The following is a 25,747-nucleotide window of genomic DNA, read 5'->3' on the forward strand; positions in this document are numbered from 1 at the left end:
CGAGACAACCTGGAGAACAACAAGATGTCCACTCACCTGTCCACCGATCAACTGCTGCATGCCTATACCGTGATGCGCACCATCCGTGATTTCGAAGAACGCCTGCACGTGGAATTCGCCACCGGCGAGATCCCCGGTTTCGTGCACCTCTACGCCGGTCAGGAAGCCAGTGCCGCCGGAGTCATGGCCCACCTCAACGATGAAGACTGCATCGCCTCCAACCACCGTGGCCACGGCCATTGCATCGCCAAGGGCGTGGATGTGTTCGGCATGATGGCCGAGATCTACGGCAAGAAAACCGGTGTGTGTGGCGGTAAAGGCGGCTCCATGCACATCGCCGACCAGGAGAAGGGCATGCTCGGCGCCAACGGTATTGTCGGCGCGGGTGCGCCGTTGGCCGCCGGTGCGGCGCTGGCGGCCAGACTCAAGGGTAGCCAGGGCGTGGCCGTGGCGTTCTTTGGCGATGGCGGCTCCAACGAGGGCGCGGTGTTCGAGGCGATGAACCTGGCCTCGATCATGAAACTGCCGTGCCTGTTCGTCGCGGAAAACAACGGCTATGCCGAGGCCACCGGGTCTGGTTGGTCGGTGGCGTGCAAGGACATCGCCGAGCGTGCCGTGGGGTTTGGCATGCCGGGGATGATCGTCGATGGCAATGATTTCTTCGCCGTGTACGCGGCGCTTGGTGTTGCCGTGGAGCGTGCGCGCAAGGGCGACGGGCCAACCTTGGTCGAAGTGAAATTGAGCCGCTTCTACGGCCATTTCGAAGGCGATGCACAAACCTATCGTGGCCCCGATGAAGTGAAAAACCTGCGGGAAAACGCCGACTGCCTGGCGCTGTTCCGCCAGCGTTGCAGCGCCGAAGGCTGGCTGGACGCGGCGCAATTCGAGCGCATCGATGGCGAGGTCGCACAGCTTATTGACGACGCCGTGCGCCGCGCCAAATCCGACCCCAAGCCCCAGGCCGCCGACCTGCTCAGCGATGTCTACGTCGCCTACCACTCATAACAACAACATTCGTGGAGAGAACTTTATGGCTCGCAAAATCAGCTACCAGCAGGCAATCAACGAAGCCCTGGCCCAGGAAATGCGCCGCGACCAGAGTGTGTTCATCATCGGCCAGGACGTGTCCGGCGGCACGGGTTCCCCTGGCGAACAGGACGCCTGGGGCGGGGTGCTCGGCGTGACCAAGGGCCTGTATCCGGAGTTTCCCGACCGCGTGCTCGATGCGCCGCTGTCCGAAGTCGGCTACGTGGGCATGGCCGTCGGCGCCGCCACCCGTGGCATGCGCCCGGTGTGCGAATTGATGTTCGTCGACTTCATCGGCTGCTGCCTCGACCAGTTGCTCAACCAGGCCGCCAAGTTCCGCTACATGTTCGGCGGCAAGACCACCACGCCGCTGGTGGTACGCGCCATGTACGGCGCCGGGCTGCGGGCCGCCGCCCAGCATTCGCAGATGCTCACGTCGATGTGGACCCACATACCCGGCCTCAAAGTGGTGTGCCCGGCCACGCCCTATGACGCCAAGGGCATGTTGATCCAGGCGATCCGCGACAACGACCCGGTGATCTTCCTCGAACACAAGATGCTCTACAGCCTGCAAGGCGAGGTGCCCGAAGAGCTGTACACCGTGCCCTTTGGTGAAGCCAATTTTGTCCGCGAGGGTAAGGACGTGACCCTGGTGACGTACGGACGCATGCTGCACATCGCCCTGGAAGCCGCCACCAGCCTGGCGCGCCAAGGCATCGATTGCGAAGTGCTGGATCTGCGCACCACCAGTCCGTTGGACGTCGACAGCATCCTTGAAAGCGTGGAAAAGACCGGGCGCCTGGTGGTGATCGACGAGTCAAACCCACGCTGCTCCATTGCCACCGATATCAGTGCGCTGGTCGCCCAGCAGGGCTTTTCTTTCCTGCGCGCGCCAATCGAAATGGTCACCGCGCCGCACACGCCGGTGCCGTTCTCCGATGCGCTGGAAGACCTGTATATCCCCAACGCCGCAAAGATCGAAGCCGCGGTGCTGCGAATCGCCAACAAGAGGAGCGCCGCATGATCCATACCTTGACCATGCCCAAGTGGGGACTGTCGATGACCGAGGGGCGCATCGATATCTGGTTCAAGCAACCCGGCGACCGGGTGGAGAAGGGCGAGGAAGTGCTGGACGTGGAGACTGACAAACTCTCCAGCAGTGTGGAGGCACCGTTCAGTGGCGTGCTGCGCCGCGTGCTTGCACTGAGTGACGAGACCCGGCCGGTGGGCGCGTTGCTGGGAATCGTGGTGGAAGGCGAGGCCAGCGAAGCAGAGATCGATGCGGTGATCGAACGCTTCAATGCCGGTTTTGTTTCCAGCAGTGCCGAAACCGAAGCGTCGGGACCGAGTGCGCAGAAGGTCGAGATAGACGGGCGCCTGTTGCGCTATCTCGAGCTGGGCGAGGCGGGGACGCCGTTGGTGCTGATTCATGGATTCGGTGGCGACCTGAACAACTGGCTGTTCAACCAACCGGCATTGGCCGTCGAGCGCCGGGTGATCGCCCTGGACCTGCCGGGGCATGGCGAGTCGGGCAAGCAACTGCGCAGCGGCGATGTCGAGGAACTGAGCCAGGCGGTGCTGGCTTTGATTGATCACCTCAAGTTCGACCGCGTGCACCTGGCCGGGCATTCCATGGGCGGGCTGGTCGCACTGACCGTGGCCGACCAGGCGCCCGCGCGTGTTGCCTCATTGACCCTGATCGCCAGCGCCGGTCTCGGCCCGGATATCAACGGTGATTACTTGCAAGGGTTTACCGAAGCCAACAACCGCAATGCGCTCAAGCCGCAATTGACCCAACTGTTCAGCGACCCGGCGCTGGTGACGCGGCAGATGCTGGAGGACATGCTCAAGTTCAAGCGGTTGGAAGGGGTGGCGCAGGCTTTGAGGCAACTCAATGCCCAGTTGTTCGAGGGAGGGCGCCAACGTCTGGATCTGCGCAAGGTGGTGGGGCAGCAACCGAGTCTGGTGATCTGGGGTAGCGACGACGCAATCATCCCCGTCAGTCATGCCGAGGGGTTGGACGCCCAAGTGCAGATTCTGCCGGGGCAGGGGCATATGGTGCAGTTGGAGGCGGCGGAACGGGTCAACCAACTGATGGCCGCCTTCCTCAAATCCCAACCTTGAAATGCAGCCCAATGTGGGAGGGGGCAAGCCCCCTCCCACCATTTGGATTGGATTTCAAACGGAACGCTTCAGGGTCTCGCTCGGCAACTCCTTGAACAACGCCCGATAGCTATTGGAAAACCGCCCCAGATGCCAGAACGACCAGTTCATCGCCACCTCGGCCACGGTGGTCCCGGCTGAACTCAGCAGTTCCCGCCGTGCCCCATTCAATCTGCGCAAGCGCAGCCACTGCGCCGGGCTCATCCCGGTGTAGGTCTTGAACCCTTGCTGCAACTGGCGCAATGGCACGCCGGCAATCTGCGCCAGTTCCAGCAGGTTGACGGTCTCGTCCGGCGCGTCCGCCGCCCATTCGCCGATGCGCGCCATCAGCCGGCGTTCCTCGCTGCGGCGCTGCAAGGAACTGCGGTCCAGGCACACGCAGGCGTTGTCGAGGATGAACAGGCAATCGTCGAGCAATTGCTGGATAAGCGCGGCGGGGTCGCTGATCGTGGACAAGCGTGTCAGCGTGCCACTCAGCCAACGGGCGAACAACGCGTTCTGCTGGCCGGTCAGTGGCGCCATGAACAAACCTTCCAGCTTCGCCACCTCCAACCCATGGCGCTGCACGAACTGCGGGCCGAACACCACCGCCACTTCACGGTAGTTTTCCGGGGTGATCCAGGTGTTACGGCTCTCGCCATTGAGCAGGTACAGCGCGTTGTCGCTGCCGTCGAAACAGAACGCCAGGGAGCCGGCAGGCGCATTGAAGTGCTGTTCGACGCGGGTGTTCATGCACTCTTCGTACACCTCCACGCCTTGCAGGTCGAGGTAGCGGATGCGCCCGGCGAAATGCCCCGGGGACATCTGCTGGTACTGCTGCACCCAGCCGGGTGTCGCACTGCATTGAGCGGCCACATCACCGGTGGTGAAGGCCTGTACGCGCAAAGCGGTTGCCTGTGTCATGGGGAGCCTGGGCGCACTCTATTGGTGCGTTGTGGTGCGTGCAAAGTGGATAGATGCCGGCGGGCGGCGGCCTCAAGATAGACCTCAATGCGCCAGGAGTACAAGCCGGCGCATGCACCCAACCCATGCCGAGGTCCTTATGAACGCCCCCTTCGATCAGCTGTCCGCCTGGCTGAAAGAACACAAGATTACCGAAGTCGAATGCGTGATCAGTGATTTGACTGGCATCGCCCGCGGCAAGATTGCGCCCACCAACAAGTTCTTGCATGAGCGAGGCATGCGCCTGCCGGAAAGTGTGTTGCTGCAAACGGTAACCGGGGACTTTGTCGACGACGAGATCTACTACGACCTGCTCGACCCGGCCGATATCGACATGGTCTGTCGCCCGGTGTCCCACGCCACTTATGTGGTGCCGTGGGCCATCGAGCCCACCGCAATCGTGATCCACGACACCTTCGACAAACAGGGCAACCCCATCGAGCTGTCACCGCGCAATGTGCTGAAAAAAGTCCTGCAGCTCTACACCGACAAGGGCTGGCAGCCGATTGTCGCGCCGGAAATGGAGTTCTACCTGACCCAGCGTTGCGAAGACCCGGACCTGCCGCTGAAAACCCCGGTGGGCCGCTCCGGCCGCGCCGAGACCGGGCGGCAGTCGTTCTCCATCGACGCCGCCAACGAGTTCGACCCGCTGTTCGAAGACGTCTACGACTGGTGCGAAGCCCAGGGCCTGGACCTCGACACGCTGATCCACGAGGACGGCCCGGCGCAGATGGAAATCAACTTCCGCCATGGCGATGCCCTCGACCTGGCCGACCAGATCACCGTGTTCAAACGCACCCTGCGCGAGGCCGCGCTCAAGCACAACGTGGCCGCGACCTTCATGGCCAAGCCGGTGGCCGACGAGCCAGGCAGCGCCATGCACCTGCACCAGAGCGTGGTGGAGATCGCCACCGGCAAACCGGTGTTCGTCGATGCCGACGGCAACAAGAGCCAGTTGTTCCTGCACCATATCGGCGGCCTGCAGAAGTACATCCCCAAGCTGCTGCCGATGTTCGCGCCCAATGTGAACTCGTTCCGCCGCTTCCTGCCGGACACCTCAGCGCCGGTCAACGTCGAGTGGGGCGAAGAAAACCGCACCGTCGGCCTGCGCGTGCCCACCTCCAGCCCCGACGCCATGCGCGTGGAAAACCGCCTGCCCGGCGCCGATGCCAATCCGTACCTGGCGATTGCGGCTAGTCTGCTGTGTGGCTACCTGGGCATGGTCGAGCAGATCGAACCCAGCGCACCAGTGGAAGGCCGTGCCTACGAGCGTCGTAACCTGCGCCTGCCGTTCACCCTCGAAGATGCGCTGGCACGCATGGAGGACTGCGACACGGTCAAGCAGTACCTGGGCGACAAGTTCGTGCGCGGCTACGTCGCGGTCAAGCGCGCCGAGCACGAGAATTTCAAGCGGGTGATCAGTTCCTGGGAGCGTGAGTTCCTGCTGTTGAGCGTCTAAAAAACCAATAAAGGGGTGTCGATATGCGTCTTGTGAAACAGCTTTTCCCGCTGGCCCTGGTGGCCGCGTTCAGCAGCGCCAGCCAAGCGGCGCCGACAGTCAGTATCTACAACTGGACCGACTATATCGGCGAGACCACCCTGGCCGACTTCCAGGCCAAGACTGGGATCAAGCCGATCTACGACGTGTTCGACTCCAACGAGACCCTGGAAGGCAAGTTGCTCGCCGGCCGCACCGGCTATGACGTGGTGGTGCCGTCCAACCACTTCCTGGCGCGGCAAGTGAAGGCCGGTGCGTTCCTCAAGCTCGACCGCGCGCAGTTGCCCAACTTCAAGAACCTCGACCCCAAGCTGCTCGCGCTGCTGGAGAAAAACGACCCGGGTAACGCGCATTCGGTGCCGTACCTGTGGGGCACCAATGGCATCGGCTACAACGTCGACAAGGTCAAGCAGGTGCTGGGCATCGACCATATCGACTCATGGGCGGTGCTGTTCGAACCGGAGAACATCAAGAAGCTCAACCAGTGCGGCGTGGCCTTCCTCGATTCGGCGGACGAGCTGTTCCCGGCGATCCTGAATTACCTGGGCAAGGATCCGCGCAGCGAGAACCCTGAAGACTACAAGCAGGCCGAAGCCAAGCTGTTGACGCTGCGGCCGTACATCACCTACTTCCATTCCTCCAAGTACATCTCGGACCTGGCCAACGGTGATATCTGCGTGGCTTTCGGGTATTCCGGCGACGTGTTCCAGGCCGCCAACCGCGCCAAGGAAGCCAAGAACGGCGTTCACATCGCCTATTCGATTCCCAAGGAAGGCTCCAACCTGTGGTTCGACCTGCTGGCGATTCCCGCCGACGCGAGCAACCCGAAAGAAGCCCACGCCTTCATCAACTACCTGCTCGACCCGCAAGTGATCGCCAAGGTCAGCGCCTCGGTGGGTTATGCCAACGCCAATCCGGCGGCCAAGGCGTTCATGGACCCTGAGTTGGTGAACAACCCCGAGGTATACCCGCCGCAGGCGGTGCTCGACAAACTCTATATTTCCACCACGCCGACCCCGGCGACCATGCGCCTGATGACCCGCGCCTGGAGCAAAGTGAAGACCAACAAATGATGCAGTCGACTGACCACGCCCGGTCCTACTACCGGGCCACGGCCAACGCCCTGACGGAGCGCCCCGCATTGGGCACCGACTTGAGCGCCGATGTGTGCGTGATCGGCGGCGGGTTCACTGGCGTAAATACCGCCATCGAACTGGCCCAGCGCGGGCTCTCGGTGATCCTGCTGGAAGCCCGGCGCATCGGCTGGGGCGCCAGCGGGCGCAACGGCGGGCAGTTGATTCGCGGTATCGGCCATGACGTGTCGGGATTTGCCAAATACGTGGGCGAGGAGGGCGTGCGTTACCTGGAGCGCGCCGGTATCGAGTCGGTGGCCTTGGTGGGCGAGCGCATTCGCGAGCATGGGATTGACTGCGACCTGCGCTGGGGCTTTTGTGAATTGGCGAACACGCCCGCGCAATTCGCCGCGTTCAAGGGCGAGCAGGCGCACCTGGCGGAGCTGGGGTATGCCCATGAAACCCGCCTGGTCGGCGTGCAAGATATGCAGCAAGTGGTGGGCTCTTCGGTGTATGCCGGCGGCCTGGTGGATATGGGTTCCGGGCACCTTCACCCGTTGAATCTGGTGCTGGGTGAAGCGCAGTTGGCCGAGTCTCTTGGAGTGCGGATCTTCGAGCACACTGAGGTGCTTGAACTGATCCACGGCGACACGGTGCAAGTGCGCTGCTCAGGCGGCACGGTACGCGCCGACCACCTGGTGCTGGCCTGCAATGCCCATCTGGAGGAACTGGAACCGCGCCTGAGCGGCAAGGTGCTCCCGGCGGGCAGCTACATCATCGCCACCGAGCCGTTGTCGGAAGATGTGGCCAACCAGTTGATCCCGCAGAACCTGGCGCTGTGCGACCAGAAAGTCGGCCTGGATTACTACCGATTGTCCGCTGACCGCCGCCTGTTATTCGGCGGCGCCTGTCATTACTCCGGCCGCGATCCGGTGGACATCGCCGCTTATATGCAGCCGAAAATGCTCAAGGTGTTCCCGCAACTGGCCCAGACCACCATTGAGTTTCAGTGGGGCGGCAAGATCGGTATTACCGCCAACCGCTTTCCGCAGGTGGGGCGGTTGAAGCAGTACCCTAATGTGTTTTATGCCCAGGGCTATTCCGGGCATGGGTTGAACGTGACGCACTGGTGCGCAAGGTTGCTGGCTGAGGGGATTCACGCAGGCGTGAGTTCGGGCCTGGATATTTTCAGCCAGGTGCCGCATATGACCTTTCCGGGGGGGAAGGCATTGCGGTCACCGTTGTTGGCGTTGGGGATGATGTGGTTTCGGTTGCGGGAGCAGTTCTCCTGGAATTGAGGGGGCATTTTTCATTGGATTCGCCGGACTTATGGATGTTGTTTGTTAGTGTATAGCGAGTTCCCTGGCAATTTAGTAAAAGAACCCAGAAATCGCGGCAGTGCCGTCAGATTTTCAGCTATTACATCACTGTCTCTGATAGCGCCCTTATGGACGTACCTATTATTCAAAAAAAATCTATTTTTTTCCGGGCTATAGAGTGGTGCTGCAGTCACACCCGTAACCACGCTGACTCCAAAGCAGATCGATGCCGCAAGGCACAGCTCACGGGTATTGAGCCTGAATGTTGTCCATAGGACCTGAATAACGCTTTTTCTTGGCTTCATGGCAACTTGGCCCCCACCGCAGTGAAGTTGAAGGTGGCGCCGGTCGCCGACCCGACTACATAGGTGCCTGCGGGTGAAATAGCGTTCAAGTAGCTCGCCAGCCCGCCTGAAATGGGCGATATGGGGACTGTTCCCAGCAATGGAGTCCAATAGCAGCCGGTTGGGTATTCGCTGCTGTTCACGCAATTCAGGGCGACGGTGTCGTTATCGGCAAAGGCAGCCACTTGAACCACATCGCTGCCAGGTAGCGGGGGAATGGACTGCACGCTGAAGGAGTTCGTGGGGTCGTTCCAGTAAAGAGGTCTCTGAAATCCCGTAGGGTCATTGCCATAGGCCAATACATGCCCAAGGTTGTTGATTGCCACCGCGTGGTTTTGCGCGTTCAAGGGCATCGTCAACAGTAAAGGCGTGCTGCTTGCGGTACTCCAGAATGCGGTTTGTTGGGTGTCGGCGGCGGTTCCTGGAAACGTGCAGGTGCCGACGAATTGACCCTGGTCATTCATGTCGACCCCCTCGCAGTCAAGTGCACCCGCTGGTAGCGACGCAGGTGTTAACACGTACTGATTGCTGCCTGTACTCCAAGTGGCCAGGGTGACAACAGGCTTGCCACTTGGTCCTGGGCAATTCAAGAGAATGCGCGGCCAACCATTGGTCAAGGTTTCCGTCAAGTCGACGCCATAACAGTTGTCGCCCCAGTCTGATACGCGTTGGGGAGTTGTGCTGCCTGCGCTATAAACCACCACAGTTGCGTCAAAATCCGCACTCAGGCTCACCGCTAGGACGGCTCCATTGCGGTTCTGTGCAATGGGTGCTGTTTGCGTATCGGCAGGGCGCACTTGAATCAGCAACAACCATCTGGGCGGTAGCGGAGCCAGGGTGATCGGCGTGATACCTGGTGTCGCTGCATTCCACAACACGGCGAAAAACAGATTATTGGCATTGGCACAATTGCCTACCACCCAACCACCATTGTTGGAAATAGCGCTCACCTCACAAGGTTTTCGTGAGGACAACGGCGCCAGGGCTTGCTGGGGACCTGCCAGTGTCGACGAGTACCATGGGATGGCATTGGCACTGGGGGTGGCCGAATTGCATTTTCCGACAGTTTGTTCACTGTCGTTTACCCAAACCGTCTCACATTGCGGCCCGGCCGGGAAAGCTGAAGGCACGTAGGTCGCCGCACAGGCACTCAATCCATACCCGCAAAGCAACACACCCACACTCAACACCATCGGTGCAATCAGTTGTCTCAACAAACGTTGCATAATCCGTCCTCCCCTGGCTGACAGAATGACCCTCTGGGGGTGAACCCCGCAGACCAGTAAACGCCCGGTTCGATGGACGCACAACTGTCACTTCTGACAGGTACAGGACGAGTTGCTTAAGCCTCGGTCAGCACCTTCCTGAACGTCTCCACCAACGGCCGCAGATTGACCCGGTGCCACGCCGCCCACAGTGGCGTGGTGTACGTCAGCCAAGGCAATTCACGCAACACCACGCAGGGGGGGGCATTGCGGCTCAGGCCTTTTTGCACCATCGCCACGCCCAACCCCGAGGCCACCAGCCCCAGTGCGGTAAACGGCTCGCTGGCTTCCATGGGGATCTGCGGCGTGAACCCGGCACGAATGCAGGCGGCGGCGAAGTCATCTGCGGGGTTGGCGCCAATTTTGCGCTGCACCCCGATCCACTCCTGGTCGGCCAGGTGTTCGGGCAGCAACTCGCTTTGGCGTGCCAACGGATGATGCTCGGGCAAGGCCAGCAGCATCTGGTCGTCCAGCACCTGCAAGGCGGTCAGGTCCGGATCACCGGCGGCCGGCGGTTCGCCGACCAGGGCGATATCTAGGCTGCGTTGGCGCAGGCCCTCGAGTTGTTCGAGGGAGGGCAGGTTGTAGAGTTTGATGTGCACATTCGGGCGGTCGTCGCGCAGTACTCGCAGCGCGTTGGGCAGCACGCCGGCATGCATGGCGTTTTCGATGTAGCCGACGCACAGGCAGCCTTCTTCTCCCTGACCCAGGCGCTTGCCGAGGGACTCCAGGCGGTTGGCGTGGATCAGCAGCGCCTTGGTTTCTGCCAGGAAGGTCTGGCCGTCACGGGTCAGGCGGATGCGTTGCTGGCTGCGCTCGAACAGGGTCAGGCCCAGGCGTTCTTCGAGTTGGGCAATCTGCCGGCTCAGCGGCGATTGGGAGATGTGCAAGCGCTCGGCGGCGCGGCCGACGTGTTCTTCTTCAGCGACTACTTCGAAATAGCGCAATTGGCGAAGATCGATCATGTAAGACCTATGAGGACTCAAGTTGGTCGCAGTATGTCTTGGACGGTCCGAGCTCTGCAATCCAGGATCTGTTCAACGGTCACAGCGACCCTTTGTACTGTTGGGAATCCATCATGAACTTGAAAGACAAACTGCCCGGCGTCCAGGGCTTCGGCACCGCCCGTCCTGCCGCTTTAACTTCAGGAGTTCAACCATGAAAATCGATGTAAGCGGCAAAGTAGCGATTGTCAGCGGCAGCACTGCCGGGATCGGCCTGGGCATCAGCCAAGCACTTGCAGCCTCCGGCGCCACCGTGGTGGTGATCGGGCGTGAAGCCGGCAAGGTCGACGACGCACTGGCGAGCATCCGTCAGGCTGTCCCAGGCGCAGACCTGCGTGGGCTGGTGGCTGACCTTGGCACCGCAGAGGGCGCAGAGAAACTCTTCGCCGCCGAACCGCGTGCCGACATCCTGGTCAACAATCTGGGCATCTTCAACGATGTGGATTTTTTCGATGCCCCGGACAGCGAATGGACGCGCTTCTATGAGGTCAATGTGATCTCCGGTGTACGCCTGGCGCGGCATTATGTGCCGGGCATGGTCGGGCAGGGCTGGGGACGGGTGATCTTCGTGTCGTCGGAATCCGGCGTGGCCACCCCGGCGGACATGATCAATTACGGTGTGACCAAAAGCGCCAATTTGGCGGTGTCCCATGGCCTGGCCAAGCGCCTGGCGGGCACGGGAGTGACGGTGAACGCCGTGCTGCCCGGCCCGACCTTTACCGACGGCCTGGAGCAGATGCTCAGGGACGCCACACAAAAATCCGGGCGCAGCGCGCGGGATGAGGCGGACGTGTTTGTGCGCAATGCGCGGCCGACATCAATCATCCAGCGCGCGGCAAATGTGGATGAAGTCGCCAACCTGGTGGCGTACATTGCTTCACCGCTTTCTTCTGCGACAACCGGTGCCGCATTGCGCGTCGACGGTGGTGTTGTCGACAGCATGGCGATCTGAATTGTTTTTCATTTTCTGGAGTATTTATCGTGGCAACAGCCTCTTCTGTGATTGAAATCCCGGTGTCGGCCGATCAGGTCTGGCAATTGGTCGGCGGCTTCAACAGCCTGCCGGACTGGTTGCCGTTGATTGTCAAAAGCGAGCCAAGCGATGGTGGCCGTGTGCGTCACCTGCAAACGGCGGACGGCGCAGTGATCGTCGAGCGTTTGCAGAGCTTTGATAACGTCGGACGTACCTACAGCTACACCATCGAGCAGTCGCCGTTTCCGGTGAGTGCGTATCTGGCGACGTTGCAGGTTGAGGCGCTGACGGACGCTTCGGCGAAAGTGACCTGGTCCGGTGTGTTTACACCAGTGGCGGGGACTACGGATGCGGCGGTTGAGGAGCTGTTTGCCGGTGTCTACAGCGGTGGTCTTGAGGCCCTACGCGCCAACTTCCCGGCCTGATCCAGTCCAATGTGGGAGGGGGCAAGCCCCCTCTCACATTGGGACGCCCATGTTCTCAGGCCTCGGGCATCAGTTGCTGGCGGCACTCCAGAACCAATCTGGCACCGCCTTGCTCACTCGTACCCACGTCCAACTTGAAGCCATGCAAGTTGATGATCGCCGCCACAATCGACAAGCCCAATCCAAACCCACCTTGCTGGTCGCTTTCATCCACGCGATAGAAACGCTGGAACACCGCATCCCGCTCTGCCGCCGGTATGCCTGGCCCGGAGTCGTGCACTTCAATGCGCGTGCTGCCCGCATCGTTGACCCCGCGCAGAATCACCGCGCCGCCCGGGGGGGAGAACTTGATCGAGTTGCTCAGCAGGTTGGCCAGGGCTTCGAACAACAGGGCGCGGTCGCCGGTGATCCATGGCAGGGACTCCGGGGTTTCGAGCTTCAGTTGCAGTTCACCTTCTTCGGCCAGTGGCAGGTAGAAGTCGTGCAACTCGCGCAGTAGCGGCAGCGGGTCCATGACCAGGAAACCGGAGCGGCGCTGATGGTCCTCCAGCTCGGAGATGCGTAACAGCCCGCGAAAGCGCGCCATCAGGGTGTCGGTCTCGGCAATTGCATCGTCGAGTTTCACCGCGTAGTCGGACTCGGCCTCCGCCTCCTGCTTGATGCGATACAGCTGCGCACGCAGGCGCGTCAGCGGGGTGCGCAGGTCGTGGGCGATGTTGTCGCACACGCCCTTGACCTCGTTCATCAGCTTCTCGATGCGGTCGAGCATGGCGTTGACGATGGCCGCGAGCATGTCCAGTTCGTCACGCCGGTTGGACAGCGGCAGGCGGTGGGTGAGGTCGCCGGCGACGATGGCTTCGGCGCTGGCCTGGATCCCACGGATACGCCGCAACGGGCGGCGGCGCAGCAAGTGCCAGCCGGCCGCGCCGGGAATAATCGTCAGGGACAATGCCCAGAGCAGGGCATGCCAGATGATCCGGGTCACGCCGAACAGCGAACCGTTGGCCCGCACCAGCACCAGCCAACGGCCGTCTTCGGTGTGAGTGGCTACGGCGTCGCAGCTGTCTTTGGGCAATTTGGGGTCGTCGGACTCGACGCAATTGGCCAGGGCGTGGATCTTGCCGTCCAGCGGCAGGTCCGGCGGGATCGCACGAATCGGCCCGCTCAAGGGGCGGAATTGTTCATCGAACAGGCCGTAGGCATCCACGCCCTTCATGTCGAAGGTCATGCTGGTGGTCAGGGCCTCCACCAGTTCCTCGCCGTCGAAGCGCTGGAACAGGTGCTGGCGCTGCATCAGGGAGTGGCGCGACAGGTCGCCCAGGTAACCGGACACCTCGTAATACAGCACCCCCATGAGGATGCAGCTCCAGGCCACGAACAGCGAGCTGTACAGCGCCAGCAGGCGACTGCTGGAGGAGCGCCAGCCTTTAGAGGGGTTCAGCAATGACATAACCGGAGCCTCGTACCGTGCGGATCAGCGGCGTGAGGCCCGGTGGGTCGATCTTTTTGCGCAGACGGCCGATGTGCACGTCGATCAGGTTGGTGCCGGGGTCGAAGTGATAGCCCCAGACTTCCTCGAAGATCATCATCCGCGACAGGATCTGCCCGGTGTTGCGCATCAGGAACTCCAGCAGTTTGTATTCGGTGGGCAGCAGGCTCAGGGGTTGATCGGCGCGGCTGGCTTCGCGGCTGATCAGGTTTAGCTCCAGGTCGGCCACACGCAGGGCGGTTTCGAATTCCTTGACCGTACTTTTGCGTCGCAGCAACACCTCGACGCGGGCGGCCATTTCATCCGAGGCGAACGGCTTGGTGAGGTAGTCATCACCGCCGGCACGCAGGCCACGCACGCGTTCGTCAACGTCGGAGAGGGCGCTGATCATCAGGATCGGCGTGGAAACGCCGATGGTGCGCAGGGTCGTCACGATGGCCAGGCCATCGAGTTCCGGCAGCATGCGGTCGAGGGTGATCAGGTCGTAATCGCCGCTCACGGCGCGGACCAGGCCTTCGCGGCCGTTGTCTACCCAATCTACATCCAGTCCATGGCTACTCAGCTCGGCGACGATCTCGCGGGCCGTTACGGCGTCATCCTCGATGGTCAAAATACGGGTCATAGGATTACCTGGTGAGCGATTCACACTAGAAGTGGGGGCATTTTGCCAAGAAACGGCTGAATGCTTCCTAAATAAAACTTCATGTTGGCAAAACTGACACAGATTTCATCGCCTGCCGGGGAATGCATAACGCCCGCTTCAAACGGCCATTTCTTGCAAGTTGCATGGATCAGGTTAGTTCAATTTACTTAATTCATTGAAATCTAAGAATTTTATTTTTTGTCCAGGCTGGCATGGTGCCTGCACTGTCCCTTTTGAGACCTGTAACACTATTTTTCTGCCTTGGAGCAAAACAACAATGATCACATCCTCATCCACGCTGCAAGAGTCGAGCGCGCTCTCCGGGGTTTCCTGGGGGGCGATTTTTGCCGGGGCCGCCGCCGCGGCTGCGCTGTCGCTGATCCTGGTGCTGCTGGGCTTCGGCCTGGGCTTTTCGGCAGTGTCGCCGTGGGCCGATAGCGGTATCAGTGCCAAGGGCTTGGGTATTTCCACGATTGTTTGGCTGGCCTTTACCCAGATCGTTGCATCCGGCCTGGGCGGTTATATCGCCGGCCGGTTGCGCGTGAAGTGGGCCAATATGCATGGCGATGAGGTGTACTTTCGCGACACCGCCCATGGCTTCCTGGCCTGGGCCGTTGCCACGCTGGTCACTGCGGTATTGGTGGTCGGTTCGGTCAGCAGTGTGGTCAGCGGTGGCGTGAAAGCCGGTGCCAGCGTTGCAGCCGGTGCGGCCAGCGGTATCACCCAAGCCGCCGGCAGTACCGCCAAAGGTGCCAACAGCGGCGATTTCGATTACTACGTTGACAGCCTGTTCCGTGATGATCGCCCGGTCGCCGTCAGCGATGACGCCGCCCATGGCGTGGTGGCCCGCATCTTCACCCGCACCCTGAGCAACGACGGCCAGCTTGCACCTGAAGACCGTGCCTACCTGGCCCAGTTGATCAGCCAGCGCACCAACCTCAGCCAGGCGGATGCCGAAGCGCGCATCGACAAAGTCTACGGTGACGCCCGTAAAGCGGTGGAAGACGCCAAGCTCAAAGCCAAGCAAGCTGCGGAAACCGCCGCAAAAGTGGCTGCGTATACCTCGCTGTGGACCTTCGTCGCCCTGTTGATCGGTGCGTTCTTCGCCAGCCTCGCCGCCACCTTTGGCGGTCGCCGCCGCGATGCCGTGGTGTATGTCGAAACCGAACACTTCGTTCGTTAATCAATTCAAGGAGAACAACATGCGCTCATTACTGCTCTGGTTCCTCGGTGTGCCTATCCCGGTGATCATCCTGATTGCGATCTTCATGCACTGATCCTCGCTCAGGTTTCTCAAGGCCGCGTCTGTTTCCACAGGCGCGGCTTTTTTTGTCTTACGGGTACGAAGGCTTATACCTGTCAAGTTTGACAGTATCGCCGGGCTCTGAAAGTGCCTAGTTTGTTTAAGTCCCAACTCACTGAGAGCACGGTCATGAATCAAACTACCGGCACATTGACGGCAACTGTCGTCAACCCACAAGTCATTCCACCGAACCAACCGTTTATTGGCGATCCCGGTGAAATGCTGATGTACCGATCAGGTGGATATATACACATTGCGGCAACGCAAAGGTTGGGACCCACGGTCAATGATTTCAACGGTTTCAATTTTCGTATACCGAACATCATTGCGGGCAGTGGGTCGCACACCTTCGTGCTTGGCGTTACTGCTCGGGGTATCTATTGGGCTCATGAGCTTGGTGGTGTCACGCCGTACACGGCTGTAAATGGCAGTCTCACTGTTTCATTGGACCAGAAGGACACGTTGACGGGGACGTTCAACTTCCCGGGAGAAAACGGCAGCCAACACATCAGTGTCAGTCAGGGCCAGATCGACCTGGCGGGCTTTATTACCCAGCCAGTACCGGTACGGCTGCCAACGGTTACAGGTACAGGCTATATGCGAGGAGACGTCGTAGGAGGGCCTTTGCCAAACCAGAACTTTGACGCGGCAGTTGTCAGCCTCAGGGAAGTCGATGGCGGCGGCATCAGCAAGAACTACTTTGAATTCATTGGCAGGCAGTACAACGAGTTAGGAATTCAGAACTATGTTGCCATCTTGCTGGACGTTGACCAGACGGCGCTTACCTACGTGTTAGGGAGTAACCGTGAAGCCCGAGCTCTTTTCGCGGTGATGGACTCCTTTGGGTTTGCGTATGCCATCAGCGGGTCGTTGAACTTCACCTCTCTGCCTGCCAGCGGTCGCGCAGCCGGCAGCCTCGACTGCATGGTGCAGAAGAATCAGGAGCCACCCTTCCATGTCAATGTTGTGTTCGATATCACAGCTTAGGTTCAGCCAGCGGACCTGATGGGGTAACGGCCAACGTCTCACGCAATTGTTAATAGCGGCTTAACCCGTGCTTGGCTAGACTCGCGCCCCATGAGCCGCCTTCTGCGTTTAGTCCTGGTCCTGCTGCTGAGCCTCACGCTTCCCCTGACAGGGATGGCGGGTGTGCCGTCGAGCACCGAGCCCTGCCCGATGAAAATGTCGGGCATGCCGATGATGAGCGACATGTCGCCCGACTGCTGTCAGGACGGTGCTGAACATGGCAAAGCCTGCAAGCCCGGCCAGGAATGCAAGACCGGTAGCCTGCTGCAACTGTCCCTGGCGGTGCTCAAGGCGCCGTTGCCCTCGGCCTATCCGCTGCGCGTCAGCGCCTCTTCGGAATTCATCCCTGACCGCACGCCATCCGGCGTCTGGCGCCCACCCCGTTCCTGACCCCTGTTGCACCTCAAGACGCATCCCCTGACCGGGATGGTTTTGCTGTGGGCCGCCTGACGCGGTGCACAGCGCAACGGAACAGGAATTTTCAACATGAATGCCTCCTACATGCGCGCCCTGGTGGTGGGCGTGCTGGCGTGGCCGGCGTTGGCGAGTGCGCTGACCCTGGATGACGCCCTGCGCCTGGCGCAAAACAATGCACCGTCGCTGCAGGCCGAGTCGGCCAAGTTGCAGGCCGCCACCCAGGCGGCGATCCCGGCGGGCGAATTGCCTGACCCCAAGCTGGTGGTCGGCCTGCAGAACTTTCCCATTGGCGGGCCCAATCGCGGCACGTTGTATGGCGACGAGATGACGCAACAGATGATCGGCATCCAGCAACAGGTGCCCAGCCGCGACAAGCGCAAGGCCCGGGTCGAGCTGGCCGATGCAACCATCGAACGGGCAGCTGCCGAGGGGCGCATCGAGCGCCTGAACGTGCGCCAGGCCACGGCCCAGGCATGGATTCGGGCGTATGCGGTCGCGCGCAAGCAAGCCTTGTTCAAGGACTTCTACCAACAGAACCGTCTGCTGCAAGACACCGTGCGTGCGCAGTTGGCCGGCGGCCGTGGCCAGGCCGCCGACGCGGTCATCCCCCGGCAGGAAGCCGCCGAGCTGGCCGGGCGCGACGATGAGTTGACCCAGCAACGTGCCCAGGCCCGTGCCGCGCTCAAGCGTTGGATCGGCGCGGCCGCTAACGAAGCTCCCAGCGGTCAACTGCCCAACTGGACCTTCGACCCCCATAGCCTGAACCACAACCTGCACCAGCACCCGGCACTGCAAGCCTACGTGCCGCGCACCCGCGAAGCGCAGGCGCGCTTGCAGGATGCGAAGGCGCAAAAGACTTCGGACTGGAGTTGGGAGGTCGATTACGGGCACCGCAGCCGTGAGTTCGGTGACATGGTCAACGTGCAGTTCACCTTTGACCTGCCGATCTTTCCCGGCCGTCGACAGAACCCCGGCATCGCCGCCAAACAGGCCGAACTGGACCAGCTTGACGCCGAGCGCGCAGCCGCGACCCGTGAGCATATCCAGATGCTCGATGACGACCTGGCCGACTACCAGCGCCTGGACCGCGCGGTACAGCGCAGCCAGGACAGCCTGGTGCCGCTGGCCGAGGAAAAAGTCAGCCTGAGCCTGGCCGGTTACCGCGCCGGCAAAGGCGACTTGATGACGGTGGTCAACGCCCGCCGTGAGCTGGTCGAAGCCCGTTTCAAGCAGATCGATGCCATCGAACAACGCGCCCTGGTCGGCGCGCAGTTGTATTTCGCCTATGGGGAACCCGCCAATGAATAATCGAATCGTGGCCGCTGTGTTGCTGTTGGGCCTGGGCCTGGGCCTGGGCGCGGGCTACGGGCTGGCGCAGTGGCAGCCCGGTGCATCCTCCATGCCCGCTAAAGCCGACAAGCAGGCGCTGTACTGGTACGACCCGATGTTCCCGCAACAGCAATTCGATAAGCCCGGCAAGTCGCCGTTCATGGACATGCAACTGGTGCCGCGCTACGCCGATGGGGCGGCATCGACGGCCACGCCGGCGGTGCAGATCGATCCGGGCCTGGCGCAGAACATCGGCGTGCGCCTGGCGAGTGTGAGCCGCGGCGTGCTGACCTCCCGCCTGGACCTGTCGGGCATCCTGGCCTTCAACGAGCGTGATGTGGCGGTGGTGCAGGCGCGGGCGGCGGGGTTTGTCGAGCGGGTCTACGCACGGGCACCGGGGGATGTGCTCAAGGCCGGCGCGCCATTGGTGGACCTGCTGATACCCGAGTGGGCGGCCGCCCAGGAAGAGTTCCTGGCCCTGCGACGCAGCGCCGAGCGCGGTTTGATTGCCGCTGCCCGCCAACGCCTGCGCCTGAGCGGGATGCCGGCCGGGTTGATTGCGCAGATGGAACGCAGCGGCCAGGTGCAGTCGGTCTTGACCGTGACCAGCCCGATCAGCGGCGCGCTGCAAACCCTCGACGTGCGCGAAGGCATGACCGTGGCGCCGGGGCAGACCCTGGCGCGGTTCAACGGCCTGGGCTCGGTGTGGTTGCAGGTCGCCGTGCCCGAAGCCCGGGGGGCCACGTTGAAAGTGGGGCAAACCGTGCAGAGCCGCTTCGTCGGTTTGCCGGGCGAGACGCTCGACGGCACGGTCAGCGCGATCTTGCCGGCCACCGCCACGGACAGCCGCACCGTGCAAGTGCGGGTCGAGCTGCCCAACCCCGAAGGCGCCCTGCGCCCGGGCATGACCGCCCAGGTCAGCCTGGCGCAGACCAGCGGGCAAGCGTTGTTGCAGGTGCCCAGCGAAGCATTGATCCGCACCGGCAAACGCGTGCTGGTGATGCTGGCCGAGGAGGGTGGGCGCTATCGTCCGGTCGAGGTCGAAACCGGCGTGGAGAACCAGGATCGTACGGTGATCCTCAGTGGCTTGCAGGAAGGTCAGCAGGTGGTCGCGTCCGGGCAGTTCCTGCTCGACTCCGAGGCCAGTCTCAAGGGCATTACCGCCACCGCTGCGGAAGCTGCGATGAACATGCAGCCGGGAGCCCAGCCATGATCGCGCTACTGATTCGCTGGTCGGTGGCCAATCGTTTCCTGGTGCTGCTCGCCACCTTGTTCGTCACCGCGTGGGGTGTCTGGTCGGTGCAGAACACACCCGTCGACGCTTTGCCAGATCTATCGGATGTGCAGGTAATCATCCGCACCCCGTACCCGGGCCAGGCGCCGCAGATTGTCGAGAACCAGGTCACGTACCCGATGACCACTACCATGCTCTCGGTGCCGGGGGCCAAGACCGTGCGCGGTTTTTCGTTCTTCGGCGACAGCTACGTGTACGTGTTGTTCGACGAAGGCACCGACCTGTACTGGGCGCGCTCGCGGGTGCTGGAATACCTCAGCCAGTTGCAGGCGCGGCTGCCGGCATCGGCCAAACCGTCATTGGGGCCGGACGCCACCGGCGTGGGCTGGATCTACCAGTACGCCTTGGTGGACCGCACCGGCCAGCAAGACCTGGCGCAATTGCGCGCGTTGCAGGACTGGTTCCTCAAGTTCGAACTCAAGACCCTGCCGAATGTGGCGGAAGTCGCCACCATCGGTGGCCAGGTCAAGCAATACCAGGTGCAGCTCGACCCGCTGGCCCTGGCCAGTCGCGGCATCACCCAGGCGCAGGTGAAAGCAGCGATTGACCAGGCCAACCAGGAAGCCGGCGGCTCGGTATTGAACCTGGGCGAGTCCGAGTATGTGGTGCGTGCCTCCGGCTACCTGAAGAATCTCTCTGACTTCCGCGCCATCCCGCTGCGCCTCGACGCCAACAATGTACCGCTCACCCTCGGCGATGTGGCGAACATCCAGCTCGGCCCGGACCTGCGCCGGGGCATCAGTGAGCTGGACGGCGAGGGCGAAGCGGTCGGCGGCGTGGTGATCCTGCGCAGCGGCAAGAATGCGCGGGAAGCCATCGCGGCGGTCAAGACCAAACTGGAACAGTTGAAAAGCAGCCTGCCGCCCGGTGTGGAAATCGTCACCACCTACGACCGCAGCAAGCTGATCGACCGTGCCGTGGACAACCTCAGCCATAAACTGCTGGAAGAGTTCCTGGTGGTGGCCCTGGTGTGCGGGATTTTCCTGTGGCACCTGCGCTCGTCCCTGGTAGCGATCATCTCGTTGCCGGTGGGGGTGTTGATCGCGTTTATCGTCATGCGCTTGCAGGGCATCAACGCCAACATCATGTCCCTGGGCGGTATTGCGATTGCCATCGGCGCGATGGTTGATGCGGCGGTGGTGATGATCGAAAACGCCCACAAGAAAATCGAAGCCTGGCACCACGCCAACCCTGGCCGGGAACTCAAGGGCGATGCACATTGGAAGGTGATGACGGACGCGGCGGTCGAGGTCGGCCCGGCACTGTTTTTCTGCCTGCTGATCATTACGCTGTCGTTTATCCCGGTGTTCACCTTGCAGGCCCAGGAAGGTCGGCTGTTCGGGCCGCTGGCCTACACCAAGACCTACGCCATGGCGGCCGCCGCCGGGTTGTCGGTGACCTTGATCCCGGTGCTGATGGGCTACTGGATTCGCGGGCGCATACCCGACGAGCAACGCAACCCGCTCAATCGCGGCCTGATCAAGCTCTATCAGCCGGCGCTGGAGGCGGTGCTGCGCTGGCCGCGCATGACCCTGCTGGTGGCGCTGCTGATGGTGGCGAGCGCGCTGTGGCCGATCTCGAAACTGGGCGGTGAATTTCTGCCGCCGCTGGATGAGGGCGACTTGTTGTACATGCCTTCGGCGCTGCCGGGTTTGTCGACACAGACAGCGGGTGAACTGCTGCAACGCACCGACCGGCTGATCAAGACGGTGCCCGAAGTCGCCCATGTGTTCGGCAAGGCCGGCCGCGCCGAAACCGCCACCGACCCGGCGCCGCTGGAGATGTTCGAGACCACTATCGAGTTCAAGCCCAAGGACCAATGGCGTCCCGGCATGACCCCGGACAAACTGGTCAAGGAACTGGACCGCGTGGTGCAGGTGCCGGGCCTGACCAATATCTGGATCCCACCGATCCGCAACCGTATCGACATGTTGGCGACCGGGGTCAAGAGCCCGATTGGCGTGAAGGTCGCGGGCACCAGCCTGATGCAGATCGATGCGGTGACCCAGGCCGTGGAGAAGGTCGCCAAGACTGTGCCGGGCGTGAGTTCGGCGTTGGCCGAGCGCTTGACCGGCGGGCGCTACATCGACGTCGACATCGACCGTGCCGCCGCTGCGCAATACGGGCTGAACATCAGCGATGTGCAGTCCATCGTGTCGGGTGCGGTGGGCGGTGAAACCATTGGCGAAACCGTGGAAGGCCTGGCGCGTTTCCCCATCAGCCTGCGTTACCCGAAGGAATGGCGCGACTCGGTGGAAGCGCTGCGCAACCTGCCGGTGTACACGCCACAGGGCAGCCAGATCACCCTGGGCACGGTGGCCAGGATCAAGGTCAACGATGGCCCGCCGATGCTCAAGAGTGAAAACGCGCGGCCTTCCGGTTGGGTGTATATCGACGTGCGTGATCGTGACCTGGCTTCGGTGGTTCGGGACCTGCGTGCGGCGATCAACCAGCAGGTAAAGCTGCAACCGGGCATGAGCCTCAGCTATTCGGGGCAGTTCGAGTTCCTCGAACGCGCCAATCAGCGTCTGAAACTGGTGGTGCCGGCCACCTTGCTGATCATCTTTGTGCTGCTGTACCTGACCTTTCGCCGGGTGGGGGAGGCGCTGCTGATCCTCGCGACCTTGCCGTTCGCGTTGACCGGCGGCGTGTGGCTGCTCTACTGGTTGGGCTTCAACCTGTCGGTCGCCACGGGCGTGGGTTTTATTGCGCTGGCGGGGGTGTCGGCGGAGTTCGGCGTGATCATGTTGCTGTACCTGAAGAACGCCTGGGCCGAGCGCAAGGATGGCAATCTATTGGCGGCCATCACCGAAGGTGCGGTGCTGCGGGTACGGCCCAAGGCGATGACGGTGGCGGTGATCATTGCCGGGTTACTGCCGATTTTGCTGGGCAGCGGCACCGGCAGTGAGGTGATGAGCCGGATTGCTGCACCGATGATTGGCGGGATGCTGACGGCGCCGTTGCTATCGCTGTTCGTCATTCCCGCAGCCTACTACCTGATGCGCCGCCGATAAACATGTGGGAGGGAGCAAGCTCCCTCCCACAGGGGATCTCCAATGCCGGCAGGTTCAGTCGTCGAACCCGACCTGCTCGTGAATCTCATCCACCTTCAACTCCAACCGGTACGCCACCGCAATAAACAACGCCTGGCACAGGCACAAGGTGGCGCTCAACGAGCGGAAGGCAAACGACGAACCTTCATTCACCAACAGCACTGCGTTCGCCCGCTTGGCCAGGGGCGACAGGTTGCTGTCGGTGATGATCAGCGTCTTGGCCTGGTGGTGCTGGGCGATGCGCAGGCAGTGCTGGGTCTCTTTGCCGTAGGGCGTGAAGCTGATGGCGATCACCAGGTCATTGGCGCGCACGCTGCGCATCTGCTCGCGGTAGCTGCCGCCCAGGCCCGAGATCAGGTGGATGCGCTTGTTGGTGTGCTGCAGGTTGTAGACCAGGTAGTCGGCCACCGCAAAGGAACGGCGCACGCCGACCACGTAGATATTGTCGGCGTTGACCACCAGGTCCACGGCTTTGTCGAAGGCGACATCATCCAGCTCCAGGCCCAGGCGCTCGATGCCCGACAGCGTGGCGTTGACGCATTCGCGCGCCAGGTCGCCGCCGCTGGCTTTCTGCGACTTGTTGGCGATCATGCTGCGGATGCGCTGCTGGTAGTTCTGCACCGGCGTGGTCTTGTGGGTGTAGGCCTCGCGGAACAGCGCCTGCATCTCACTGAACCCACTGAACCCGAAACGCTGTGAGAAACGCACGATGGCCGACGGGTGCACTTCGCATTCGCGGGCGATGTCGCTGATGCGGTCGACCATGATCCGGTCGCTCTGCTGGCTCATGTAGCTGGCGATGCGCTTGAGCTGGCGCGGCAGGCTCTCGTATTCGTCGGTGATTAGCTGCAACAGGCGCTCGGCATTGATCGGAGGGCTGGCGATAGAGTCTTCCAGGGTGGTCTCGGGATCGGTGCGGGACATGGGCAATCCTTCTGGCGTTTTCGTCTGTTGCGCTGATGGGTGGCGCAAGTCTACAGGGTAGGCGCAAAAAAATACCCCGGCATCACGGCCGGCGTGGCCTGCTGAAACGATGCACTGTGGTGGGAGCGCCCCTGTACGAGCTTAATGGAAAAAATATTCCAATGAAAAAATATCTGGAATAAATATTGATTGGCGCCGCCGGACGTTCTAGTCTGCTCCCACCAAGAGCGTTTGCCGCCCCCACGGCGGCACAACGCAGGCTGATAAAAATAACAGGAGCCAGCATGGGCCAGACTCGTTTTGCCAGTGGGCGTCAATTGGATCTGATTTGCCTCGGGCGCCTGGGCGTCGACCTCTATGCACAGCAAGTCGGTGCGCGGCTTGAGGACGTGTCCAGCTTCGCCAAGTACCTCGGCGGGTCCTCCGCCAATATCGCCTTCGGCACCGCCAGGCTCGGGCTCAAGTCGGCGATGCTGAGCCGGGTCGGCGACGACCACATGGGCCGTTTCCTGGTGGAATCCCTGGCCCGCGAGGGCTGCGATGTCAGCGGCATCAAGGTCGACCCGGAACGCCTCACCGCCCTGGTGCTGCTCGGCCTCAAGGACCGCGAAACCTTCCCCCTGGTGTTCTACCGCGAAAACTGCGCCGACATGGCCCTGCGCGCCGAGGACATCAACGAAGCCTTTATCGCGTCCAGCAAAGCCCTGCTGATCACCGGCACGCATTTCTCCACCGACGGCGTGTACAAGGCCAGCATCCAGGCCCTGGATTACGCGGCCAGGCACAACGTCAAGCGTGTGCTGGATATCGACTACCGCCCGGTGCTGTGGGGCCTGGCGGGCAAGGCCGATGGCGAAACCCGTTTCGTCGCCGACCAGAATGTCAGCCAGCACGTGCAGAAGATCCTGCCGTGCTTCGACCTGATCGTCGGCACCGAAGAAGAATTCCTCATCGCGGGCGGCAGTGAAGATTTGCTCGTCGCCCTGCGCAAAGTGCGCGAACTGACCCCGGCGACCCTGGTGGTCAAGCTCGGTCCGCAAGGCTGCACGGTGATCCACGGCGCTATCCCCGCACGCTTGGAAGACGGCGCCATCTACCCTGGCGTGCGCGTTGAAGTCCTTAACGTGCTGGGGGCCGGCGATGCGTTCATGTCGGGCTTCCTCAGCGGCTGGCTCAACGATGCCAGTGATGAGCGTTGCAGCCAGTTGGCCAACGCCTGCGGTGGCCTGGTGGTCTCGCGCCACGCCTGCGCACCGGCCATGCCGACGCCGGCGGAGCTGGAATACCTGTTCAACAGCCCGGTGCCGATCACCCGTCCGGACCAGGACGTGACCCTGCAACGCCTGCACCGCGTGACGGTGCCGCGCAAAAGCTGGAAGCAGCTGTTCGTGTTTGCCTTCGACCATCGCTGGCAACTGGTGGACCTGGCGCAGAAGGGCGGCCAGGACCTGGCGCGCATCAGCGAGGCCAAGCAACTGTTTATCCAGGCCATCGAACGCGTCGAGCAAAAGCTCGCCGAACAAGGCGTGGAAGCCGATGTCGGCCTGCTCGCCGACCAGCGCTTCGGCCAGGACGCACTCAACGCCGCCAGCGGCCGTGGCTGGTGGGTCGCGCGCCCGGTGGAAGTGCAGAACTCGCGGCCGCTGGTGTTCGAGCATGGCCGTTCGGTGGGCAGCAACCTGATCGCCTGGCCCCAGGAACAGATCATCAAGTGCCTGGTGCAATTCCACCCGGACGACGAACCGCTGCTGCGCCTGGAACAGGAAGCGCAACTGAAAGCGGTGTACGAGGCGTCGATTGTCAGCGGGCATGAACTGCTGCTGGAAGTCATCCCGCCCAAGGACCACCCGTCCACGTATCCCGACGTGCTCTATCGCAGCCTCAAGCGCCTGTACAACCTGGGCATCTACCCGGCGTGGTGGAAGATCGAAGCGCAGTCGGCCGAGGACTGGCAGAAGCTCGACGCCCTGATCCAGGAGCGCGATCCGTACTGCCGAGGCGTGGTGCTGCTGGGCCTGAATGCCTCGGCCGAATGCCTCGCCGATGGCTTCCAGCAGGCCCGCCTGAGCACTACGTGCCGGGGTTTTGCGGTGGGCCGCACGATCTTCCAGGAACCGAGCCGGGCGTGGATGGCCGGCGAGATCGACGATGAAACCCTGATCCAACGGGTGCAAGCCACCTTTGAACAGTTGATCAACGCCTGGCGCAGCTCCCGAGGCTAAACCCAATTCCTGATT

General features: G+C 62.0%; 21 protein-coding genes. 15 read left to right on the forward strand and 6 right to left on the reverse strand.

Annotated elements, in window-relative coordinates:
* Positions 1-24 precede the first annotated feature (24 nt).
* Genes M2497_RS13835 through M2497_RS13845 form a run of 3 tightly spaced genes read left to right on the forward strand, consistent with a single transcriptional unit; the run spans position 25 to position 3,150 of the window.
* Entirely contained in the window at positions 25-1,005 is a 981-nt protein-coding gene (locus tag M2497_RS13835; protein ID WP_248487985.1) for a thiamine pyrophosphate-dependent dehydrogenase E1 component subunit alpha, read from the forward strand.
* A gap of 25 nt (positions 1,006-1,030) precedes the next feature.
* Positions 1,031-2,050, forward strand: coding sequence for an alpha-ketoacid dehydrogenase subunit beta (locus tag M2497_RS13840; protein ID WP_248487986.1), 1,020 nt, complete (start codon positions 1,031-1,033; stop codon positions 2,048-2,050).
* The gene (locus M2497_RS13845; protein WP_248487987.1) at positions 2,047-3,150 is read left to right on the forward strand and encodes an acetoin dehydrogenase dihydrolipoyllysine-residue acetyltransferase subunit; all 1,104 of its coding nucleotides are present in this window, start codon (positions 2,047-2,049) and stop codon (positions 3,148-3,150) included. Before M2497_RS13840 ends, M2497_RS13845 begins: the two co-directional genes overlap by 4 nt.
* A gap of 54 nt (positions 3,151-3,204) precedes the next feature.
* Here the strand turns inward: M2497_RS13845 and M2497_RS13850 are convergent, their stop codons facing one another.
* The gene (locus tag M2497_RS13850) at positions 3,205-4,092 is read right to left on the reverse strand and encodes a helix-turn-helix domain-containing protein (protein ID WP_248487988.1); all 888 of its coding nucleotides are present in this window, start codon (positions 4,090-4,092) and stop codon (positions 3,205-3,207) included.
* A gap of 139 nt (positions 4,093-4,231) precedes the next feature.
* On the opposite strand from M2497_RS13850, the gene M2497_RS13855 reads away from it, so the two are divergent.
* Genes M2497_RS13855 through M2497_RS13865 form a run of 3 tightly spaced genes read left to right on the forward strand, consistent with a single transcriptional unit; the run spans position 4,232 to position 8,000 of the window.
* Positions 4,232-5,590, forward strand: a complete 1,359-nt coding sequence (locus M2497_RS13855) for a glutamine synthetase family protein (RefSeq protein ID WP_248487989.1) — start codon at positions 4,232-4,234, stop codon at positions 5,588-5,590.
* A gap of 23 nt (positions 5,591-5,613) precedes the next feature.
* Positions 5,614-6,702: a polyamine ABC transporter substrate-binding protein gene (locus tag M2497_RS13860; protein WP_248487990.1), complete on the forward strand. Its 1,089-nt coding sequence runs from the start codon at positions 5,614-5,616 to the stop codon at positions 6,700-6,702.
* Entirely contained in the window at positions 6,699-8,000 is a 1,302-nt protein-coding gene (locus M2497_RS13865; protein WP_248487991.1) for an FAD-binding oxidoreductase, read from the forward strand. The genes M2497_RS13860 and M2497_RS13865 overlap by 4 nt, the downstream gene beginning before the upstream one ends.
* 322 nt (positions 8,001-8,322) lie before the next feature.
* On the opposite strand, the gene M2497_RS13870 is transcribed toward M2497_RS13865, so the two are convergent.
* Both M2497_RS13870 and M2497_RS13875 read right to left on the reverse strand, forming a co-directional pair.
* On the reverse strand, positions 8,323-9,591 hold the full coding sequence (locus M2497_RS13870; RefSeq protein ID WP_248487992.1) for a hypothetical protein: 1,269 nt from the start codon (positions 9,589-9,591) through the stop codon (positions 8,323-8,325).
* Between the two features lie 116 nt (positions 9,592-9,707).
* The gene (locus tag M2497_RS13875; RefSeq protein ID WP_248487993.1) at positions 9,708-10,595 is read right to left on the reverse strand and encodes a LysR substrate-binding domain-containing protein; all 888 of its coding nucleotides are present in this window, start codon (positions 10,593-10,595) and stop codon (positions 9,708-9,710) included.
* A gap of 193 nt (positions 10,596-10,788) precedes the next feature.
* On the opposite strand from M2497_RS13875, the gene M2497_RS13880 reads away from it, so the two are divergent.
* Together M2497_RS13880 and M2497_RS13885 are read left to right on the forward strand one after the other, a co-directional pair.
* Complete coding sequence (locus M2497_RS13880) at positions 10,789-11,586, forward strand: SDR family oxidoreductase (protein ID WP_248487994.1); 798 nt, start codon at positions 10,789-10,791, stop codon at positions 11,584-11,586.
* A gap of 29 nt (positions 11,587-11,615) precedes the next feature.
* Positions 11,616-12,032 (forward strand): SRPBCC family protein, encoded by a 417-nt coding sequence (locus M2497_RS13885; RefSeq protein ID WP_248487995.1) that lies wholly within the window; start codon positions 11,616-11,618, stop codon positions 12,030-12,032.
* A gap of 55 nt (positions 12,033-12,087) precedes the next feature.
* On the opposite strand, the gene M2497_RS13890 is transcribed toward M2497_RS13885, so the two are convergent.
* Positions 12,088-13,482, reverse strand: a complete 1,395-nt coding sequence (locus M2497_RS13890; RefSeq protein WP_248487996.1) for a HAMP domain-containing sensor histidine kinase — start codon at positions 13,480-13,482, stop codon at positions 12,088-12,090.
* Complete coding sequence (locus tag M2497_RS13895; RefSeq protein ID WP_010564812.1) at positions 13,460-14,143, reverse strand: response regulator transcription factor; 684 nt, start codon at positions 14,141-14,143, stop codon at positions 13,460-13,462. The genes M2497_RS13890 and M2497_RS13895 overlap by 23 nt, the downstream gene beginning before the upstream one ends.
* A 298-nt stretch (positions 14,144-14,441) precedes the next feature.
* Between M2497_RS13895 and M2497_RS13900 the strand changes: the two genes are divergently transcribed.
* From M2497_RS13900 to M2497_RS13925, 6 genes are all read left to right on the forward strand, one after another.
* Complete coding sequence (locus tag M2497_RS13900) at positions 14,442-15,347, forward strand: hypothetical protein (RefSeq protein ID WP_248487997.1); 906 nt, start codon at positions 14,442-14,444, stop codon at positions 15,345-15,347.
* A 249-nt stretch (positions 15,348-15,596) separates the two neighbouring features.
* Positions 15,597-16,454: a hypothetical protein gene (locus M2497_RS13905; protein ID WP_248487998.1), complete on the forward strand. Its 858-nt coding sequence runs from the start codon at positions 15,597-15,599 to the stop codon at positions 16,452-16,454.
* 90 nt (positions 16,455-16,544) lie between these two features.
* The gene (locus M2497_RS13910) at positions 16,545-16,883 is read left to right on the forward strand and encodes a hypothetical protein (protein ID WP_248487999.1); all 339 of its coding nucleotides are present in this window, start codon (positions 16,545-16,547) and stop codon (positions 16,881-16,883) included.
* A gap of 96 nt (positions 16,884-16,979) precedes the next feature.
* Positions 16,980-18,218: a TolC family protein gene (locus tag M2497_RS13915; RefSeq protein ID WP_248488000.1), complete on the forward strand. Its 1,239-nt coding sequence runs from the start codon at positions 16,980-16,982 to the stop codon at positions 18,216-18,218.
* Entirely contained in the window at positions 18,211-19,452 is a 1,242-nt protein-coding gene (locus M2497_RS13920) for an efflux RND transporter periplasmic adaptor subunit (RefSeq protein WP_248488001.1), read from the forward strand. Before M2497_RS13915 ends, M2497_RS13920 begins: the two co-directional genes overlap by 8 nt.
* The gene (locus M2497_RS13925; RefSeq protein WP_248488002.1) at positions 19,449-22,547 is read left to right on the forward strand and encodes an efflux RND transporter permease subunit; all 3,099 of its coding nucleotides are present in this window, start codon (positions 19,449-19,451) and stop codon (positions 22,545-22,547) included. Before M2497_RS13920 ends, M2497_RS13925 begins: the two co-directional genes overlap by 4 nt.
* Positions 22,548-22,601: 54 nt before the next feature.
* Here M2497_RS13925 and M2497_RS13930 read toward each other — a convergent pair whose 3' ends face one another.
* Positions 22,602-23,510, reverse strand: a complete 909-nt coding sequence (locus tag M2497_RS13930) for a MurR/RpiR family transcriptional regulator (RefSeq protein ID WP_012723775.1) — start codon at positions 23,508-23,510, stop codon at positions 22,602-22,604.
* Positions 23,511-23,794: 284 nt separating this feature from the next.
* Here M2497_RS13930 and iolC point away from each other — a divergent pair, with 284 nt between their 5' ends.
* The gene (iolC, locus tag M2497_RS13935) at positions 23,795-25,732 is read left to right on the forward strand and encodes a 5-dehydro-2-deoxygluconokinase (protein ID WP_248488003.1); all 1,938 of its coding nucleotides are present in this window, start codon (positions 23,795-23,797) and stop codon (positions 25,730-25,732) included.
* The last annotated feature ends 15 nt before the right edge of the window (positions 25,733-25,747 follow it).

This window comes from Pseudomonas sp. CYM-20-01 (assembly GCF_023169845.1).
In the GTDB taxonomy this organism is placed as follows: Bacteria; Pseudomonadota; Gammaproteobacteria; order Pseudomonadales; family Pseudomonadaceae; genus Aquipseudomonas; species Aquipseudomonas azotoformans.